Origin of the sequence: Streptomyces griseochromogenes, from assembly GCF_001542625.1 — a bacterium.
GTDB classification, from domain to species: domain Bacteria; phylum Actinomycetota; class Actinomycetes; order Streptomycetales; family Streptomycetaceae; genus Streptomyces; species Streptomyces griseochromogenes.
In genome coordinates this window covers 1,470,884-1,488,211 of record NZ_CP016279.1, presented here as the reverse complement: position 1 = coordinate 1,488,211, position 17,328 = coordinate 1,470,884, and the positions used below count along the sequence as shown (strand labels likewise).

The 17,328-nt window shown below is 70.4% G+C and carries 17 protein-coding genes; 11 read left to right on the top strand and 6 right to left on the bottom strand.

The annotated features are described in order from the left end of the window. Nucleotides 1–318 precede the first annotated feature (318 nt). Both AVL59_RS06965 and AVL59_RS06960 read right to left on the bottom strand, forming a co-directional pair. A complete protein-coding gene (locus AVL59_RS06965) occupies nt 319–1,494 on the bottom strand; it encodes a family 2 encapsulin nanocompartment cargo protein polyprenyl transferase (protein ID WP_067300391.1) in 1,176 nt (391 codons plus the stop codon). A gap of 112 nt (nt 1,495–1,606) precedes the next feature. Next, a complete protein-coding gene (locus tag AVL59_RS06960) occupies nt 1,607–3,013 on the bottom strand; it encodes a family 2B encapsulin nanocompartment shell protein (RefSeq protein WP_067300389.1) in 1,407 nt (468 codons plus the stop codon). 293 nt (nt 3,014–3,306) lie between these two features. Between AVL59_RS06960 and AVL59_RS06955 the strand changes: the two genes are divergently transcribed. Together AVL59_RS06955 and AVL59_RS06950 are read left to right on the top strand one after the other, a co-directional pair. After that, a complete protein-coding gene (locus AVL59_RS06955) occupies nt 3,307–3,903 on the top strand; it encodes an N-acetylmuramoyl-L-alanine amidase (RefSeq protein ID WP_079146560.1) in 597 nt (198 codons plus the stop codon). Nucleotides 3,904–3,934: 31 nt separating this feature from the next. Next, nucleotides 3,935–4,834: a 1-aminocyclopropane-1-carboxylate deaminase/D-cysteine desulfhydrase gene (locus tag AVL59_RS06950; protein ID WP_067300384.1), complete on the top strand. Its 900-nt coding sequence runs from the start codon at nt 3,935–3,937 to the stop codon at nt 4,832–4,834. Here the strand turns inward: AVL59_RS06950 and AVL59_RS06945 are convergent. Beyond that, on the bottom strand, nt 4,831–6,426 hold the full coding sequence (locus AVL59_RS06945) for a Na+/H+ antiporter (protein ID WP_067300382.1): 1,596 nt from the start codon (nt 6,424–6,426) through the stop codon (nt 4,831–4,833). The two genes, AVL59_RS06950 and AVL59_RS06945, sit on opposite strands and share 4 nt — an antisense overlap. 61 nt (nt 6,427–6,487) lie before the next feature. Between AVL59_RS06945 and AVL59_RS06940 the strand changes: the two genes are divergently transcribed. The 3 genes from AVL59_RS06940 to AVL59_RS06930 all read left to right on the top strand — a co-directional run bounded on the left by AVL59_RS06940 (nt 6,488) and on the right by AVL59_RS06930 (nt 8,525). Beyond that, nucleotides 6,488–6,748 carry a UBP-type zinc finger domain-containing protein gene (locus AVL59_RS06940; RefSeq protein WP_067300381.1) on the top strand — a complete coding sequence of 87 codons (261 nt, stop codon included), beginning with the start codon at nt 6,488–6,490 and terminating at the stop codon, nt 6,746–6,748. A gap of 272 nt (nt 6,749–7,020) precedes the next feature. Next, nucleotides 7,021–7,434 carry an ATP-binding protein gene (locus AVL59_RS06935; RefSeq protein ID WP_067300380.1) on the top strand — a complete coding sequence of 138 codons (414 nt, stop codon included), beginning with the start codon at nt 7,021–7,023 and terminating at the stop codon, nt 7,432–7,434. Nucleotides 7,435–7,451: 17 nt separating this feature from the next. After that, on the top strand, nt 7,452–8,525 hold the full coding sequence (locus AVL59_RS06930; protein WP_208870326.1) for an RNA polymerase sigma factor SigF: 1,074 nt from the start codon (nt 7,452–7,454) through the stop codon (nt 8,523–8,525). A gap of 3 nt (nt 8,526–8,528) precedes the next feature. On the opposite strand, the gene AVL59_RS06925 is transcribed toward AVL59_RS06930, so the two are convergent. Further along, complete coding sequence (locus AVL59_RS06925) at nt 8,529–8,978, bottom strand: hypothetical protein (protein ID WP_067300379.1); 450 nt, start codon at nt 8,976–8,978, stop codon at nt 8,529–8,531. A 252-nt stretch (nt 8,979–9,230) separates the two neighbouring features. Between AVL59_RS06925 and AVL59_RS06920 the strand changes: the two genes are divergently transcribed. Together AVL59_RS06920 and AVL59_RS06915 are read left to right on the top strand one after the other, a co-directional pair. Next, nucleotides 9,231–10,199, top strand: a complete 969-nt coding sequence (locus AVL59_RS06920; protein ID WP_067300378.1) for a diacylglycerol/lipid kinase family protein — start codon at nt 9,231–9,233, stop codon at nt 10,197–10,199. A gap of 320 nt (nt 10,200–10,519) precedes the next feature. After that, nucleotides 10,520–10,777 (top strand): WhiB family transcriptional regulator, encoded by a 258-nt coding sequence (locus tag AVL59_RS06915; protein WP_003992873.1) that lies wholly within the window; start codon nt 10,520–10,522, stop codon nt 10,775–10,777. 209 nt (nt 10,778–10,986) lie between these two features. Here the strand turns inward: AVL59_RS06915 and AVL59_RS06910 are convergent, their stop codons facing one another. Next, nucleotides 10,987–12,462, bottom strand: coding sequence for a sensor histidine kinase (locus AVL59_RS06910; RefSeq protein ID WP_079146559.1), 1,476 nt, complete (start codon nt 12,460–12,462; stop codon nt 10,987–10,989). Nucleotides 12,463–12,801: 339 nt separating this feature from the next. Next, nucleotides 12,802–13,440: a TetR/AcrR family transcriptional regulator gene (locus AVL59_RS06905; RefSeq protein ID WP_372450402.1), complete on the bottom strand. Its 639-nt coding sequence runs from the start codon at nt 13,438–13,440 to the stop codon at nt 12,802–12,804. Nucleotides 13,441–13,563: 123 nt separating this feature from the next. On the opposite strand from AVL59_RS06905, the gene nagB reads away from it, so the two are divergent. The 4 genes from nagB (at nt 13,564) to mctP (ending at nt 17,326) form a co-directional block, all read left to right on the top strand. After that, the gene (gene nagB / locus AVL59_RS06900) at nt 13,564–14,349 is read left to right on the top strand and encodes a glucosamine-6-phosphate deaminase (protein ID WP_067300369.1); all 786 of its coding nucleotides are present in this window, start codon (nt 13,564–13,566) and stop codon (nt 14,347–14,349) included. A gap of 187 nt (nt 14,350–14,536) precedes the next feature. Next, the gene (locus AVL59_RS06895; protein WP_067300367.1) at nt 14,537–15,301 is read left to right on the top strand and encodes a GntR family transcriptional regulator; all 765 of its coding nucleotides are present in this window, start codon (nt 14,537–14,539) and stop codon (nt 15,299–15,301) included. A gap of 136 nt (nt 15,302–15,437) precedes the next feature. Continuing rightward, complete coding sequence (locus AVL59_RS06890) at nt 15,438–15,701, top strand: DUF3311 domain-containing protein (protein WP_067300366.1); 264 nt, start codon at nt 15,438–15,440, stop codon at nt 15,699–15,701. Beyond that, complete coding sequence (mctP, locus tag AVL59_RS06885) at nt 15,698–17,326, top strand: monocarboxylate uptake permease MctP (RefSeq protein ID WP_067300363.1); 1,629 nt, start codon at nt 15,698–15,700, stop codon at nt 17,324–17,326. The genes AVL59_RS06890 and mctP overlap by 4 nt, the downstream gene beginning before the upstream one ends. Nucleotides 17,327–17,328: the final 2 nt, after the last annotated feature.

The following is a 17,328-nucleotide window of genomic DNA, read 5'->3' as shown; positions in this document are numbered from 1 at the left end:
GTTGCGGGGCGGCTGGTCGACCGCCTCGGATTTTGTACTGCAGTTGTAGTACTCCGAATGTAGTGGTTGCAAGTCCTTTCCGGGGCGACTTCCCGGACAGGGAGAAGTGGGAGGAGGGATTCCGCATGGCGGGCCGAGCGGAGCGGCGGGCGGGACATGCGGCGCGCCCCGCACACGTGGGGATGTGCGGGGCGCGCCGGGCCGGAGCCACCTGTGGCCGTGCGGGGTCAGGAGCCGTACGGCCCCGGTGGCTCCGGGGTCCTTCTCGCCCTCCGGGCAGGCGGTCTCGGCCGCCGCCGACCGCCCGGAGCGGCGGTCTCAGCTGGTGCGTCGGGTCACGAACTCGGCCAGGGCCAGCAGGCCGCCCGCCGCCTCCGGCACGGGCACGGCACGGGCCAGCTCCTGCATCGCCAGCGCCATCCGGTCGGCCGCCTCGGCCTGCGCCCAGTCCCGGCCGCCGGCCCGCTCGACGGCCAGTGCCGTGCGGGCGATCTCACCGCCGTCCCCGGCCTCCCCCTCGACGTACGGCTTCCCGTACAGCGCGGCGAGTTCGGCCGCCGCCGGGGTGCCGGAGGCGAGGGCCGCCACCACCGGCAGGGACTTCTTGCGGACCACGAGATCCGCACCGGCCGGCTTGCCGGTGCGCCGCGGATCGCCCCATATGCCGATCACGTCGTCGATCAGCTGGAAGGCGAGCCCCGCCTGGCGCCCGAAGCCGTCCAGCGCGGCCACGTCCTCGTCGTGGGCGTCCGCGTAGAGCGCGCCGAGGGCACAGGCGCAGCCCAGCAGTGCGCCGGTCTTCGCCTCGGCCATGGCGAGCACCTCGTCCAGGGTGACCTCGTCGGGAGCGCGTCGCTCCATCGCCGTGTCGGTGTGCTGTCCGGCGCACAGCTCCACGACGCAGTCGGCGAGCCGGGCCGCGGCCGCGGCGGAGGCCGGGTGCGGGTCCTCGGCGAGCAGCCGCAGGGCCAGCGCCTGCAGGGCGTCACCGGCGAGGATCGCGTCGGGGACGCCGAACACGGTCCATGCGGTGGGCCGGTGCCGGCGGGCGGTGTCCCGGTCCATCACGTCGTCGTGCAACAGCGTGAAGTTGTGGACGAGTTCGACCGCGGCGGCGGCCCGGACGGCCGCCGCCCTCGCCCCCGGCCCGCCCAGTGCGGCGGCCGCGGCGAGCACCAGGGCGGGCCTTATGGCCTTGCCCGCGTTGCCCGCGGCCGGGGTGCCGTCCGCGTGCTCCCATCCGAAGTGGTAGAGCGCGATGCGGCGCATCGAACCGGGCAGGGAGTCGACGGCCGCCCGCAGCTCCGGGTCGACGAGGGCCCGGGTCCGCTCCAGCAGTGCCACCGCCTCCTGCCCGTCGAGCGGACCGGCCCCGGCGTCACCGGCGGCCTCCCGCCGGCCGCCCGGCCCGGGTGGCGCGGGCTCATCACCCGCCCCGGCGGACCCGGTCTCCCCGGGTGAGCGCTGCTTGGTCTCCGTCATGAACTCGGCCATGAGTCCCCCTCGCACAGTCCGCGGACCGTGGCGCTTCCGCTCCGGCTGGACGCATACCCCGAGGATGTACCCGCCCCGAAGGGCGGGGACACGGCCGCGAAGTGCGGAAACGTCACCTCCACCGGCCGATCTCGACGTTTTCCAGCACCCCGAGCGCGTCGGGCACCAGCACGGCGGCCGAGTAGTACGCCGTCACCAGGTACTTGATGATGGCCTGTTCGTTGATGCCCATGAACCGCACGGACAGGCTCGGCTCGATCTCGTCCGGGACGCCGGACTGCCTGAGCCCGATGACGCCCTGGTCGGCCTCGCCGGTACGCAGGGCGATGATCGAGGTCGTACGGGCCTCGGTGACCGGGATCTTGTTGCACGGGTAGATCGGCACACCGCGCCAGGTGGGGATGCGGTTGCCGCCGATCTCGACGCTCTCCGGGACCAGCCCGCGCTTGTTCAGCTCGCGCCCGAACGCGGCGATCGCGCGCGGGTGGGCCAGGAACAGCTTGGTGCTGCGCCGGCGGCTGAGCAGTTCGTCCATGTCGTCGGGGCTGGGCACGCCGTCGTGCGGCTGGATCCGCTGGTCGTACTCGCAGTTGTGCAGCAGCCCGAACTCCCGGTTGTTCACCAGCTCGTGCTCCTGGCGCTCCTTCAGCGCCTCGACCGTGAGCCGCAGCTGCTGCTCGGTCTGGTTCATCGGCTGGTTGTACAGGTCGGCCACGCGCGTGTGGATGCGCAGCACGGTCTGGGCGATGCTCAGTTCGTACTCGCGCGGCCGGGCCTCGTAGTCCACGAAGGTGTGCGGGATGTCCGGCTCACCACTGTGGCCGGCCGCGAGCGCGACCTCTTTCTCACCGTACTTGTTGGTCTGCCGCTCGGGAGCCGAGCGCAGTTGGGCGAGGTGTTCGCGCAGCGAGTCGGCGCGCTCGGCGACCTGCTCGAAGTCCTGGCGGCTGAGGATCAGCACCGTGCACGCCGTGTCCGCGCGGGCGGTGTACTCCCAGATGGCGTCCGGGTCCAGCAGCGCCTGCTCACCGAAGTAGGCGCCGTCGGCGAGGACTCCGAGGACCGCGTCGTCGCCGTACGGACCCGTGCCGATCTTCTCGACCCTGCCGTGGGCCAGCAGGTACACCTCATCGGTCTGGTTGCCGAAGTCGGCGATCACCTCGCCCGGCGCGAAGTCGCGCTGGCGGCAGCGGCGGGCCAGCTCCGTCAGCACCTCGTCGTCCTCGTAGGACCTCAGGGCCGGCAGCTCGCCGAGCTCGGCCGGGATGACCTCGACCTGGTCGCCGGTCTTCACGAAGGTGATACGGCCGTCGCCGACAGCGAACGTCAGCCGCCGGTTCACCCGGTATGTTCCGCCCTGCACGTCCACCCAGGGCAGCGTCCGCAGCAGCCAGCGGGAACTGATTTCCTGCATCTGCGGAACGGACTTGGTCGTGGTGGCCAGGTTCCGCGCCGCCGAGGTGCCGAGAGACTGCTGCGGCTTGCCCTGTTCGGTGCGGACCTCATCGCCTACCGACATAAGAAAATGCCCTCTCATGTATGCCGGCGCCGAATCGCACACCGGTCTCACGAGCGAGCCTTCCATCACGCTGCGCACCCGCACCATTACCCGAAAGAGCGGGAATGGATCATCTCACTACTGGGCAGAAAGAGGGACCCTGTCCACCTTCCGCCCTGATGTCCGCTCCTGTCCGGATCGGCTCGCACAGTATGCGAACGGTTTAGTCAGAGACATCCGCTTTCGGTAGAAGCGGCAGTACAAGGGGGCCGCGACCGGCGGCCACCGGGCACACGAGCGCGAAGGAGGCGGCCATGGCCCCACCCATGTCCGCGAGCGGGTTCCTCAACTCGCTTCGAGCGGAGGGCATCACCGTCGTCGAGGTCGGCGACTGGCAGAACCACAACCGCAACCACATCGGCCCCTGGGGGCCCGTCCACGGCGTGATGATCCACCACACGGTGACCAACGGCGGCGCGCGGACCGTGGCGATCTGCCGGGACGGCCGCACGGATCTGCCGGGCCCGCTGTGCCACGGCGTGATCACCAAGGACGGCACGGTCCACCTGGTCGGCTACGGCCGCGCCAACCACGCGGGCGCCGGCGACGACGACGTCCTGCGGGCGGTGATCGCCGAGCAGGCGCTGCCGCCGGACAACGAGGCGAACACCGACGGCAACCGGCATTTCTACGGCTTCGAGTGCGAGAACATGGGCGACGGCGAGGACCCCTGGCCCGAGGCGCAGCTGGAGGCGATCGTGCGCGCCGCCGCTGCCCTGTGCCGGCGCCACGCGTGGTCGGCGCGGTCGGTGATCGGCCATCTGGAGTGGCAGCCGGGCAAGGTGGACCCGCGCGGGTTCACGATGGAGTCGCTGCGGGAGCGGATCGGCAAGCGGCTGCAGGAGGCGTAACCGCGGCCCGGAGCCGGGCGACAATGAGGGCGTGACCAGCACCGACCCGCTCGCCCCGCACCTGCCCTCTCCCCTGGAGGAGGTGCGGGACGACCGTTTCTCCCGGCACGGCGTCCGGCTGCTGCTCAAGCGGGACGATCTGATCCACCCGGAGCTGGTCGGCAACAAGTGGCGCAAGCTGGTGCCGAACATCGAGGCGGCACGCGGCCGGGCACTGGTCACCTTCGGCGGGGCCTACTCCAACCATCTGCGGGCCACGGCGGCCGCGGGCCGGCTGCTCGGGCTGCCGACCACCGGCGTGGTCCGCGGCCAGGAGCTGGCCGGCCGCCCGCTCAACGCGTCCCTGTCCCGGTGCGCGGCCGACGGTATGCGGCTGCACTTCGTCGACAGGTCGACGTACCGGCACAAGAGCGAGCCGGAGACCCTGGCCTCGATCCTGCGCGCGGCCGGTGCCGAGGGCGCGTACGTCGTTCCGGAGGGCGGCAGCAACGCCGAGGCCGTGCGCGGCTGCCGGGCCCTCGGCGAGGAGCTGCGCGGCCGCGCCGATGTCGTCGCCGTCGCCTGCGGCACCGGCGGCACGCTCGCCGGACTCGCCGCCGGGCTGGACGCGGGACAGTGCGCGCTCGGCATACCGGTGCTCAAGGGCGGCTTCCTGGCGGACGAGGTGCGGGCGCTCCAGGAGCGCGCCTTCGGCGCCCGCACCGGCGTCTGGTCCCTCGACGACCGCTTCCACTTCGGCGGCTACGCCCGGACGACCCCCGCGCTCGAGACCTTCGCCGAGGACTTCGAGCAGCGGCACGGACTGCCCGTGGAACGTCTCTATGTCGCCAAGTTGCTCTACGGGCTTGTCACCCTGGCCGAGGAGGGCGCCTTCGCCCGCGGAAGGACGGTCGCGGCGGTCGTCACGGGGCGGCCGTTCCCCGAGTCCTAATCGGCCTCCCGGTAGGCGGCCGCCTCCTCCAGATCGAGCCTGCGCAGGAGCGCGCGGAGCATCTCGTCGTCGATGTAGCGGTGGTCGCGGAGCTTGACGAAGACCTCGCGCTCGGCACTGATCATCTCGCGCGACAGACGGCGGTAGGTGTCGTCCACGGACTCGCCGGTGACGGCGTTGACCTGGCCGAGCCGTTCCCAGACGGCGTTGCGGCGGCGCTCCAGGACGTTGCGCAGGCGGTCGGCGAGCGGGGGCGGAAGGGCGTTGCGCTCGTCGGCCAGGAGGTCGTCCAGGCAGCTCTCGGCCGCCCGGGACGCCTGCGCCTGGGCGTTGGCCTCGGTGAGCGTCTCGGCCTGCCGGTCGCGGCCGGGGAAGCGCATCAGGCGGATCACCGCCGGGAGCGAGAGGCCCTGCACGACCAGCGTGCCGATGACAGTCGTGAAGGTCAGGAAGAGGATCAGGTTGCGCTGCGGGAACGCGCCGCCCCCGTGCACCGTGGCGGGGATCGAGAAGGCGATGGCCAGGGAGACCACGCCGCGCATGGCGGCCCAGGACGTCACGGCCGGCGCCCGCCAGGTGGGGTTCTCCTCGCGCTCCCGGATGCGTTCGGAGAACAGGCGCGGCAGGAAGGTCGCCGGGTACACCCACACGAACCGGGCCGCGACGACCACGAGGAAGACGACGACCGCGTACCAGGTGGCGGTGGCGCCCTCGTGCTCGCCGAGGCCCTTGAGGACCCGGGGCAGCTGCAGGCCGATCAGCGCGAACACCGCCGACTCCAGGAGGAAGGCGACCATCCGCCACACCGCGTCCTCCTGGAGGCGGGTGGCGAAGTCGACCTCCCACGCGTGGTGTCCGAGGTAGACCGCGACCACCACGACCGCGAGGACGCCGGAGCCGTGCAGCTGCTCGGCGACGCCGTAGGCGACGAACGGGATCAGCAGCGAGAGGGTGTTCTGGAGCAGCGCCTCCTTGAGGTGGGTGCGCAGCCAGTGGATCGGCACCATGAGCACCAGTCCGACGGCGACGCCGCCGACCGCCGCCCGCAGGAATTCACCGATCCCGCCCGCCCAGGTGGCGCCCTCGCCGACCGCGGCGGCGAGGGCCACCTTGTAGGCGGTGATCGCGGTGGCGTCGTTCAGCAGGGACTCGCCCTGGAGGATCGTGGTGATCCGTGACGGTAGTCCGACCCGGCGTGCGATCGCCGCGGCCGCGACCGCGTCCGTCGGCGCCACCACGGCGCCCAGCACCAGGGCCGCGGGCAGCGGCAGCCCCGGAACGATCAGGTAGGCGGCCCAGCCGACGACGAAGGTCGCGAAGAGCACGTACCCGACCGACAGCAGCCCCACGGGCCGCATCTGGGCCCGCAGGTCGAGGTACGAGCTCTCGGTGCCCTCCTTGTACAGCAGAGGGGGCAGCACCAGGGGCAGGACGATCTCTGGGTCGAGCGTGTAGTGCGGGACTCCCGGGAGGTACGAGACCGCGAGGCCGACCGCGACCAGTAGCAGCGGTGCGGGCACCGGGCCGCGCCGGGCGGCCCCCGCCACCGCGGCACTGCCCGCCACCAGCAACAGCAGCGGCATCACATCCATGGTTCTCGCCCGCCCTCTTTTTCCGCGCGGTCATCCGCACGCCCGTCGTAATCTGGCAATCATGAAACAGTGCACGCACGCCGACGCGCTGCCGCAGCCGGAACCGGGCCCGCGCAGCGAGACCTGCCCGGAGTGTCTCGCCACCGGAACGCATCCGGTGCAACTGCGGATCTGTCTGACCTGCGGCCACGTCGGCTGCTGCGACTCCTCACCGGGAAGGCACGCGACGGAGCACCATGAGACCTCCGGTCACCCGGTGATGCGGACGTTCGAGCCCGGCGAGGACTGGCGGTGGTGCTTCGTCGACCACGTTCTCGTGTGACACTGCACTGACGCGGTATACGGCCGTGGTCGACGACGGTTCGGGCGTCTGACATCGGGGTACGTCAATCCGGCGCGCGCTCTTCCCATTTGGGTTCACAAACCCTCTAGACACGGAGCGTATCCACAGCTTTACTGTGAGTGACGCCAGGGGGTTGGGGTCCCGGGGACAGGACCGTTCGGAGCGCGATAGCGTCACCGCGGAACCACGTACGCGTTACCCCGGGGGGCGACCCTCGGCCCCGTAAAGCTTGTACCACCATGGAGGTGAGGGTGTCCCAGATCGCAGGCGAGCCCGCGACCCAGGACTTCGTGGAAGTCCGGCTGCCGGCTGCGGGTGCCTACCTGTCGGTGCTGCGGACGGCCACGGCCGGTCTGGCGGCCCGCTTGGACTTCACCCTCGACGAGATCGAGGACTTGCGCATCGCCGTGGACGAGGCCTGCGCGATCCTGCTTCAGCAGGCCGTGGAGGGCTCCGTCCTCAGCTGCGTCTTCCGGCTCGTCGACGACTCGCTGGAGGTCACGGTGTCGGCGCCGACCACCGACGGCCACGCCCCCTCACGGGACACCTTCGCCTGGACGGTGCTCTCGGCCCTCGCGGGCAAGGTCTCGTCCGCCGTCGACGAGGACAAAACCGTGTCCATCAGCCTCTACAAACAGCGCGGCGCGGGCCCCGGCCCGGCGTGAGGAACGGGGACGGGCCGGTGCGGGACGAAGAGCGCGGCACACGGGAGCTGCCGACGGGGGCCACGGGCCCCACGGACGGCTCCCGACGCATGGCGGACGGCATCGACGGCATCCCCGAGCAGGCCAGACCGCATCCGGAGGACGACTCCGCGCAGGACGGCCGGGACGGTGCCGTGCAGGGCGCGCCTTCGGAGAGAGGCGGCGGGTTCGAGTCCGCCGCCCGCGCGGAGGCGAGGGCTCGGGGAAGGGCTACGGGCGGGACGATGAGCGAGCACGAGCGATACGCCGAGGACGACGCGCTGGGCGCGGAGGCCGTGCAGGCCACCCAGCACGACCCCCAGGACCGCAGCGGGGCACGTGCGATGTTCATCGAGCTGCGCAAGCTGAATCAGGGCAGCCCCCAGTACGCGGAGCTGCGCAACCAGCTGGTCCGTATGCACCTGCCGCTCGTCGAGCACCTGGCACGCCGCTTCCGCAACCGCGGCGAGCCCCTGGACGACCTCACCCAGGTCGCCACGATCGGCCTGATCAAGTCCGTCGACCGCTTCGACCCGGAGCGGGGCGTGGAGTTTTCCACGTACGCCACCCCGACCGTCGTCGGCGAGATCAAGCGGCACTTCCGGGACAAGGGCTGGGCGGTCCGCGTGCCGCGCCGCCTGCAGGAGCTGCGGCTCGCGCTGACCACGGCGACGGCCGAGCTGTCCCAGCTGCACGGCCGCTCCCCCACGGTCCACGAGCTGGCCGAGAAGCTCGCGATCTCCGAGGAGGAGGTCCTGGAGGGCCTGGAGTCCGCCAACGCGTACTCCACGCTGTCCCTGGACGTCCCCGACACCGACGACGAGTCCCCGGCGGTCGCCGACACCCTCGGCGCGGAGGACGAGGCGCTGGAGGGTGTGGAGTACCGCGAGTCCCTCAAGCCGCTGCTGGAGGACCTGCCGCCGCGCGAGAAGCGGATCCTGCTGCTGCGCTTCTTCGGGAACATGACGCAGTCGCAGATCGCGCAGGAGGTCGGCATCTCCCAGATGCACGTCTCACGGCTGCTCGCCCGGACCCTGGCCCAGCTGCGGGAGAAGCTGCTGGTCGAGGAGTGAGACCTACTCGGCCCGGCCCGGTCCCTTGATCCCGAGGGCCTGGGTCGTCGCCGGGCTCACCAGCAGCACCAGCGCGGCCACGGCGATGACCGCGAGGGCGATGCCGCCCGGGATGGCCATACTGTCGGCCTTGAGCAGGTTGTAGGCCACCGGGAGGGCCATGATCTGCGTGATGACGGCGGGGCCGCGGCTCCAGCTGCGCCTGAGCAGCAGGCCCCGCGCGGCGAGCAACGGCAGCAGTGCGAGCGCCACCAGGGTGATCCCGCCGGTCACGGCCTGCTGCCGGCCGTCCGGGTCGCCGGTGAGCCCGAGGACGAGGATCCACACGCCCCCGGCCACCAGGGCGGCCCCCTCCAGCGCGGCCAGCGCGGCCGCGTACGTCAGCCGACGCGGGCGCGGCCCGGCTGTGCCGGCGTCAGCGATGTCCTGGGCGGGGTTCTGCTCACTGCTCACCCCAGCAGGGTAGCCGTCGGCCACTCGCGGGCCGGGACGGGGACGCTTGTCGGCGCCGGCAGGGTGTGCCTCCCCCAGGAAGCGCGGGGAACTGCGCGGCCGGCCGCGACGAACCCGCACCCGAAACCCCGCCCCCAACCCCACTGCGACCTCCCGCGACCAGCGTGAAGTGTCCAGGCTCACGCCCCTTCCTCTTACCGGATCCCTACCTCGAGCTGGGCCCGGTACCCCCCAGTAGGTACGCTGCCATCCATGCGTGCACTTCTCGTGGTCAATCCGGCGGCAACCACCACAAGCGCACGCAGGCGTGACGTGCTGATCCACGCGCTGGCCAGCGAGATGAAGCTGGAGGCGGTCACCACCGAGTACCGCGGCCACGCCCGCGACCTGGGCCGGCAGGCGGCGGAGAGCGACGACATCGATCTGGTCGTGGCCCTCGGCGGCGACGGCACCGTCAACGAGGTGGTCAACGGCCTGCTGCACGCCGGCCCCGACCCGGACCGCCTGCCCGGCCTCGCCGTGGTCCCCGGCGGCTCCACCAATGTCTTCGCCCGCGCGCTGGGCCTGCCCAACGACCCCGTCGACGCCACCGGCGCCCTGCTGGACGCCCTGCGCGAGGGCAGCGAGCGGCTGGTCGGACTCGGTCTGACCTCGGGCACGCCCGGCACCGAGGACGAGGCGGTGCCGGACCGCTGGTTCACCTTCAACGCCGGGCTCGGCTTCGACGCGGGCGTGGTCGGCCGGGTCGAGCAGCAGCGCGAGCTGGGCAAGAAGTCGACGCACGCGTTGTACGTACGACAGGTGATCCGGCAGTTCCTCGGCGAGCAGCACCGCCGGCACGGCCCGATCACCCTCGAACGGCACGGCGCGGACCCGGTCCACGATCTGGTTGTCGCCATAGTCTCGAACACGTCCCCTTGGACGTATCTCGGCAATCGCCCGATGTACACGTCACCTAAGGCGTCGTTCGATACGGGCGTCGACGTACTCGGTCTCAGCCGTCTCTCGACGGCCGCCGTTGCCCGGTATGGCACGCAGTTGCTCACTTCGTCCCCCGAGCGAGGACCCCACGGCAAGCACGTGCTCTCTCTGCACGACCTGGACCAGTTCACCTTGCATTCGAAGGTCCCCCTCCCCCTTCAGATGGACGGCGACCACCTGGGACTGCGTACCAGCGTGACGTTCACAGGCGTACGCCGCGCACTGCGTGTGATTGTGTGAGCGGAACGGGCGAAAGTCCTTTCACTCGAACGTTTAGGCCAGGATCCACCCCATGGAAGTACGGCTGTGACCCAGTCGACACCGAGGAATCAAAAAAAACTTTCCGGAAGGGGTTGTATCCGTCGCTGAGGTTTGCGAGTCTCTACGTGGCGATCGGGACGGCCCGCAACACCGGCCTCCACTGATCACCGGAACCCCTCTTCAGACACAGGACCACGCCGGGGAAGACTCGGCGGTCGGCCCTTCACTTGTTGAGGGATTCGTGAAAGCGTTCACATTCACAAGCAACTTGCATGTAATACCAAGGAGAGGTAGCAGCCATGGACTGGCGTCACAACGCCGTTTGCCGCGAGGAAGACCCCGAGCTCTTCTTCCCCATCGGCAACACCGGTCCTGCGCTGCTGCAGATCGAGGAAGCCAAGGCCGTCTGCCGTCGCTGCCCGGTGATCGAGCAGTGTCTGCAGTGGGCGCTCGAGTCCGGTCAGGACTCCGGCGTCTGGGGTGGTCTCAGCGAGGACGAGCGCCGCGCCATGAAGCGCCGCGCCGCCCGCAACCGGGCCCGTCAGGCCTCCGCCTGACACTCCCACCCTGCTGACAGCCTGAGCTTGGCGGCGCGTACAGCGAGTACGCATCTCCCGCCCCCGAGCCGCAGCGCGCAGTACCCCCGATGCGCTTAGCGACATAGCAGAGCAGCAACGAGCTTAAGCCCCGGGCCACCAAGTGGCCCGGGGCTCAATGCTGTTCGGGGCCGTTCGGGGTGCTTTCGGTTGGGCCGTCCGGGTATTTCCTACTTCTGTGCCCGCACCGGCACGTCCAGGATCACCCGCGTCCCCCGTCCTGGCGCCGGCACCATGTCGAAGGTTCCGCCCAACTCGCCCTCCACCAGCGTTCGTACGATCTGCAGACCGAGGTTGCCCGAGCGGTGCGGGTCGAAGCCCTCGGGCAGGCCGACGCCGTCGTCCTGGACGGTGACGAGGAGGCGGGCCTCCTTGGTGGTGCCGCCACGGACCGCGGAGACCTCGACCGTGCCGGTGTCGCCCTCGCCGAAGCCGTGCTCCAGGGCGTTCTGCAGGATCTCGGTGAGGACCATCGACAGCGGGGTGGCGATCTCGGCGTCGAGGATCCCGAACCGCCCGCTGCGCCGGCCGGTCACCTTGCCCGGCGAGATCTCGGCGACCATCGCGAGAACCCGGTCGGCGATGTCGTCGAACTCCACCCGCTCGTCCAGGTTCTGGGACAGCGTCTCATGGACGATCGCGATCGAGCCGACACGGCGTACGGCCTCCTCCAAAGCCTCCCGGCCGCGCTCGGACTCGATACGCCGGGCCTGCAGACGCAACAGGGCCGCGACGGTCTGGAGGTTGTTCTTCACCCGGTGGTGGATCTCCCGGATGGTCGCGTCCTTGGTGATCAACTCACGTTCGCGGCGGCGGAGTTCGGTGACGTCCCGGAGCAGCACCAGGGAACCGATGCGGGTGCCCTTGGGCTTGAGCGGGATGGCCCGGAACTGGATCACACCGTCGTTCGCCTCGATCTCGAACTCGCGCGGCGCCCAGCCGCTCGCCACCTTGGCGAGCGCCTCGTCCACCGGACCCCGGGTCGGGGCGAGTTCGGCCGTGGTCTGCCCCAGGTGCTGTCCGACCAGGTCGGCGGCGAGGCCCATGCGGTGGAAGGCGGACAGCGCGTTCGGGGACGCGTACTGGACGATGCCGTCCGCGTCCAGCCGGATCAGGCCGTCGCCGACGCGCGGGGAGGCGTCCATGTCGACCTGCTGGCCGGGGAAGGGGAACGATCCTGCCGCGATCATCTGCGCGAGGTCGGAGGCGCTCTGGAGGTAGGTCAGCTCGAGGCGGCTCGGGGTGCGGACGGTCAGCAGGTTGGTGTTGCGGGCGATGACGCCGAGGACGCGGCCCTCACGCCGTACGGGGATCGACTCGATCCGTACGGGGACCTCTTCGCGCCACTCCGGGTCGCCCTCGCGCACGATCCGGCCCTCGTCCAGCGCCGCGTCCAGCATGGGCCGCCGGCCGCGCGGGACGAGGTGGCCGACCATGTCGTCCTGATAGGAGGTCGGGCCGGTGTTGGGGCGCATCTGGGCGACCGAGACGTACCGGGTGCCGTCACGGGTGGGGACCCACAGGACCAGGTCGGCGAAGGAGAGGTCGGAGAGCAGCTGCCACTCCGAGACCAGCAGGTGGAGCCACTCGAGATCGGAGTCGTCGAGGGCCGTGTGCTGGCGTACGAGTTCGTTCATGGAGGGCACGTCTGCGAGCGTACCCGGGGCTCGCACATGGCCGGAAAACACCCGCGGGCCGCGGCGCCTGAGAGGGACCCTCAACCCTCCCGGCACCGCAGCCCGGAGCATCATCGGCCGCGGGGTGTGCGGTCCCGTCCGGCCGAAGGTCGAGGAGCCGGGGCAGTCAGGGCAGAGAGCTCCGGTTCCTCGGTCCGCCTTCCTGTGCGGGGAAGGCGGAAGTTCTTGAGATTTCCTACAATGGCACGTTGTACATTGTGGACTAGACCACGATGGCGTGTCCATGCGCGTGCGGGTATGCATTGAAGTCTGAGGGCACGCGATGCCACGCAGCCTAGCCCGCCCGGCTCAGTCACGGGGCCAGATGGCCATGGCAATTTCCGCGAGCGCCTCCAGTTCCGCCCGACCGGCCCCGTCCCGGGCCTGCTGGGACATGCCCTGGATCATCGCTCCGGCGTGTCGGGCGAGGGCCGCGGCGTCGGTGCCGGCCGGCAGTCGCCCCTCGGCGACATCGGCCCGGATACGGGATTCGAGGGCACCGATGCCGGCGTTGCGCCGCTCCCGCAGCAGCTGCTCGATCTCGGGGCTGGTGCAGTTGGTGGCCGCGTGGACGACCAGACAGCCGTAGGGATGGGCCGGGTCGGTGTACTCGGCGGCGGCCTCGCGCAGCGTGCGCTCGACGGCGGCGCGGGCGGTGGGCTCCTCGGCGAGGGCGCGGTCGCCGAAGGCGCCGTGGGTGTCGGCGTAGACCCGGACGACCTCCTCGAACAGGGTCCGCTTGTCACCGAAGGCCGCGTACAGGCTCGGGGCGCCGATGCCCATGATCCGGGTGAGGTCGGAGACCGAGGTCGCCTCGTAGCCGTGCTTCCAGAAGGCCATGAGCGCCTTCTCCAGCGCGGTGGCGCGATCGAAGGAGCGCGGACGGCCGCGCGACCTGGACGCCCTGACCTGCTGATTCGCCTCCTGGCCGGTCACCATGGAAGACATTTTATAGCGCTCCCTAGAGAAATGTCGGCGGGTTTGCGGAACCGCGCCGCCCAGTGCCCCTCCGGGCCCGATTCTGTTAGATTGGTCTAAACCACATAGCGACTTCAGAACGGCAGGCCCAGCGTGGAAGTTGTCATCGTTCCGGACGCCGCGGCGGGCGGCGAGCTGATCGCCGAGGCCATGACCCAGCTGCTGCGACGCAAGCCCGACGCCCTGCTCGGTGTCGCCACCGGTTCCACTCCGCTGCCCATCTACCAGGCCCTGACCGCCAAGGTCCGCTCCGGCGCCGTGGACGCGACGCGGGCCCGAATAGCGCAGCTCGACGAATACGTGGGACTGCCCGCCGAGCACCCGGAGTCCTACCGTTCGGTGCTGCGCCGCGAGGTGCTGGAGCCGCTGGGTGTCCGGATGGACGCGTTCATGGGCCCGGACGGCACCGCCGCCGACGTCCAGGCGGCGTGCGAGGCGTACGACCGGGCGCTCGCCGGGGCCGGCGGGGTGGACCTGCAGCTGCTGGGCATCGGGACGGACGGGCACATCGGATTCAACGAGCCGTGCTCCTCGCTCGCCTCGCGCACCCGGATCAAGACGCTGACCGAGCAGACCCGGATCGACAACGCGCGCTTCTTCGACGGCGACATCGCACAGGTGCCGCACCACGTCATCACCCAGGGCATCGGCACCATCCTGGAGGCCCGCCACCTGGTGCTGCTCGCGACGGGCGAGGGCAAGGCGGACGCGGTCGCCGCGACCGTCGAGGGACCGGTCGCGGCCGTCTGCCCGGCCTCCGCGCTCCAGCTGCACCCGCATGCCACGGTGGTCGTCGACGAGGCCGCCGCGTCCAAGCTCAAGCTGGCCGACTACTTCCGGCACACCTACACGAACAAGCCGGAGTGGCAGGGGATCTAGGGCGGGGGTGCCGGCCCTGGTGCCGGCGCCCACCCCGTTGGACTAGACCAGCAACGGGTCCGACGGTATATAGAGGAGATCACGGAGCGTGCGGGTGGAGCCCTGACCCACGAAGCCGTGCCACGATGTGAGCCGTGGCCGATGGGATGTCGGTCGCTTTCGGCATCAGGAGCCGGGAAGGCAGAGCATGAGCACCGACGTCGGCAGTGCGGAGAACGAGGCCGGGACGACGGTCCGTACCGCGCGTGTGCCCAAGTACTACCGCTTGAAGAAGCACCTGCTCGACATGACGGAGACGAAGGCGCCGGGCACTCCGGTCCCGCCGGAGCGCACGCTGGCGGCCGAGTTCGACACCTCCCGCACCACCGTCCGCCAGGCCCTGCAGGAGCTCGTCGTCGAGGGGCGCCTGGAGCGCATCCAGGGCAAGGGCACCTTCGTCGCGAAGCCGAAGGTGTCCCAGGCGCTGCAGCTCACCTCCTACACCGAGGACATGCGCGCCCAGGGCCTGGAGCCCACCTCGCAGCTCCTGGACGTCGGCTACATCACCGCCGACGACCGGCTCGCCGAACTGCTCGACATCACGGCCGGCGGACGCGTGCTGCGCATCGAGCGGCTGCGCATGGCCAACGGCGAGCCGATGGCCATCGAGACCACCCATCTGTCGGCCAAGCGCTTCCCGGCCCTCAGGCGCTCGCTCGTGAAGTACACGTCCCTCTACACCGCCCTCGCCGAGGTCTACGACGTCCATCTCGCCGAGGCCGAGGAGACCATCGAGACCTCGCTGGCCACCCCGCGCGAGGCGGGCCTGCTCGGCACCGACGTGGGCCTGCCGATGCTGATGCTCTCCCGCCATTCCCTGGACCGCGAGGGCAAGCCGGTGGAGTGGGTACGGTCCGTCTACCGGGGCGACCGGTACAAGTTCGTGGCGAGACTCAAGCGCCCGCAGGACTAGGCGGAGTTGAGGTCTTCACGACTCAACCTCCAAATCGACATACCGACATGCGGACGAGGTCTTCCGCATCCATGACACCGTCACCTAGATTGCCTGCGCATTACACAGGTGATCAGTGAGGGGACGGAGCCGTGGCATGTCCGAAACGCCTGAAGTGAGACCACCGGTCGTGACACCGGCCCGCGTGATCATCGGCCTGTGCCTCGTCGCACCCTTCGTGGCGATGCTGTGGGTCGGCTCGTACGCCAAGACGGATCCCGCCTTCATCGGGATCCCGTTCTTCTACTGGTACCAGATGCTGTGGGTGCTGATCTCCACCGCGCTCACGATGCTGGCGTACCGGCTGTGGCAGCGTGACCAGCGCGCCCGCAAGGGCGCGAACGGGGGTGCGGCGAAGTGAAGGACGGCGTCAACGGCGTCGCGCTCGGCGTCTTCATCTTCTTCTTCCTGGCCGTCACGGTCATGGGCTTCCTGGCCGCCCGCTGGCGCAGGGCCGACAACGAGCACTCCCTGGACGAATGGGGCCTGGGCGGACGGTCGTTCGGCACCTGGATCACCTGGTTCCTGCTCGGCGGCGACCTCTACACGGCGTACACGTTCGTCGCCGTGCCCGCGGCCGTCTACGCGGCGGGCGCGGCGGGCTTCTTCGCCGTCCCGTACACGATCCTCGTCTACCCGCTGATCTTCACGTTCCTGCCGCGCCTGTGGTCGGTGTCCCACAAGCACGGCTACGTGACGACCTCGGACTTCGTGCGCGGCCGCTTCGGCTCCAAGGGCCTGTCGCTGGCCGTGGCGCTGACCGGCATCCTCGCGACGATGCCGTACATCGCGCTCCAGCTCGTCGGCATCCAGGCCGTGCTGGACGTGATGGGCGTGGGCGGCGGCGAGAACACCAACTGGTTCGTCAAGGACCTCCCCCTGCTGATCGCCTTCGGCGTGCTGGCGGCGTACACCTACTCCTCGGGTCTGCGCGCCCCCGCCCTGATCGCGTTCGTCAAGGACGCGCTGATCTACATCGTGATCACGGTGGCGATCATCTACATCCCGATCAAGCTGGGCGGGTTCGACGACGTCTTCGCCAAGGCGGGCCACGCCTTCAGCCAAGTCAACCCGGCGACGGGCAAGCCGCGCGGCGTGCTCGCCCCGCCTCGGGCGGGCCAGTGGACGTACGCCACGCTGGCGCTCGGCTCGGCGCTCGCGCTGTTCATGTATCCGCACTCGATCACCGCGACGCTGTCGTCCAGGAGCCGTGAGGTGATCCGGCGCAACACCACGATCCTGCCGCTGTACTCGCTGATGCTGGGCCTGCTGGCCCTCCTCGGCTTCATGGCGGTCGCGGCCGGGGTGAAGGTCACCAACGGGCAGCTGGCCATCCCGCAGCTGTTCGAGGACATGTTCCCGGACTGGTTCGCGGGCGTGGCCTTCGCGGCGATCGGCATCGGCGCCCTCGTGCCCGCGGCCATCATGTCCATCGCGGCGGCGAACCTCTTCACCCGCAACATCTACAAGGACTTCATCAAGCCGGACGCCACGCCGAAGCAGGAGGCCCAGGTCTCCAAGTTCGTGTCGCTGCTGGTGAAGGTCGGCGCCCTGGTCTTCGTGCTGACCATGGACAAGACAGTCGCCATCAACTTCCAGCTGCTGGGCGGCATCTGGATCCTGCAGACCTTCCCGGCCCTGGTCGGCGGCCTGTTCACCCGCTGGTTCCACCGCTGGGCGCTGCTGGCCGGCTGGGCGGTCGGCATGGTGTACGGCACGTTCGCCGCGTACGGCATCGCCTCCCCGACCCAGAAGCACTTCGGCGGCAACGCCAAGGAGATCCCGGGCATCGGCGAGATCGGCTACATCGGCCTGACGGCCTTCGTCCTGAACGTCCTCGTCACGCTGGTCCTCACCGTCGTCCTGAAGGCCCTGAAGGCCCCCGAGGGGCTCGACGAGACCCGCCCGGAGGACTACACGGCGGACGCGGGCGAGCCGGGAGTTCAGGTGGAACTCCCGCCGGCCACGGCGGACGCCGGGCACTGAAA

Bases quoted from the DNA above. Each gene is read 5' to 3' on its own strand.
- AVL59_RS06890 (WP_067300366.1), top strand. From the start codon at position 15,438: ATGTCCGAAACGCCTGAAGTGAGACCACCGGTCGTGACACCGGCCCGC.
- AVL59_RS06920 (WP_067300378.1), top strand. From the start codon at position 9,231: ATGCGTGCACTTCTCGTGGTCAATCCGGCGGCAACCACCACAAGCGCA.
- AVL59_RS06945 (WP_067300382.1), bottom strand. From the start codon at position 6,426: ATGGATGTGATGCCGCTGCTGTTGCTGGTGGCGGGCAGTGCCGCGGTG.
- AVL59_RS06905 (WP_372450402.1), bottom strand. From the start codon at position 13,440: ATGTCTTCCATGGTGACCGGCCAGGAGGCGAATCAGCAGGTCAGGGCG.
- AVL59_RS06895 (WP_067300367.1), top strand. From the start codon at position 14,537: ATGAGCACCGACGTCGGCAGTGCGGAGAACGAGGCCGGGACGACGGTC.
- AVL59_RS06915 (WP_003992873.1), top strand. From the start codon at position 10,520: ATGGACTGGCGTCACAACGCCGTTTGCCGCGAGGAAGACCCCGAGCTC.
- AVL59_RS06965 (WP_067300391.1), bottom strand. From the start codon at position 1,494: ATGGCCGAGTTCATGACGGAGACCAAGCAGCGCTCACCCGGGGAGACC.
- AVL59_RS06955 (WP_079146560.1), top strand. From the start codon at position 3,307: ATGGCCCCACCCATGTCCGCGAGCGGGTTCCTCAACTCGCTTCGAGCG.
- AVL59_RS06940 (WP_067300381.1), top strand. From the start codon at position 6,488: ATGAAACAGTGCACGCACGCCGACGCGCTGCCGCAGCCGGAACCGGGC.
- AVL59_RS06960 (WP_067300389.1), bottom strand. From the start codon at position 3,013: ATGTCGGTAGGCGATGAGGTCCGCACCGAACAGGGCAAGCCGCAGCAG.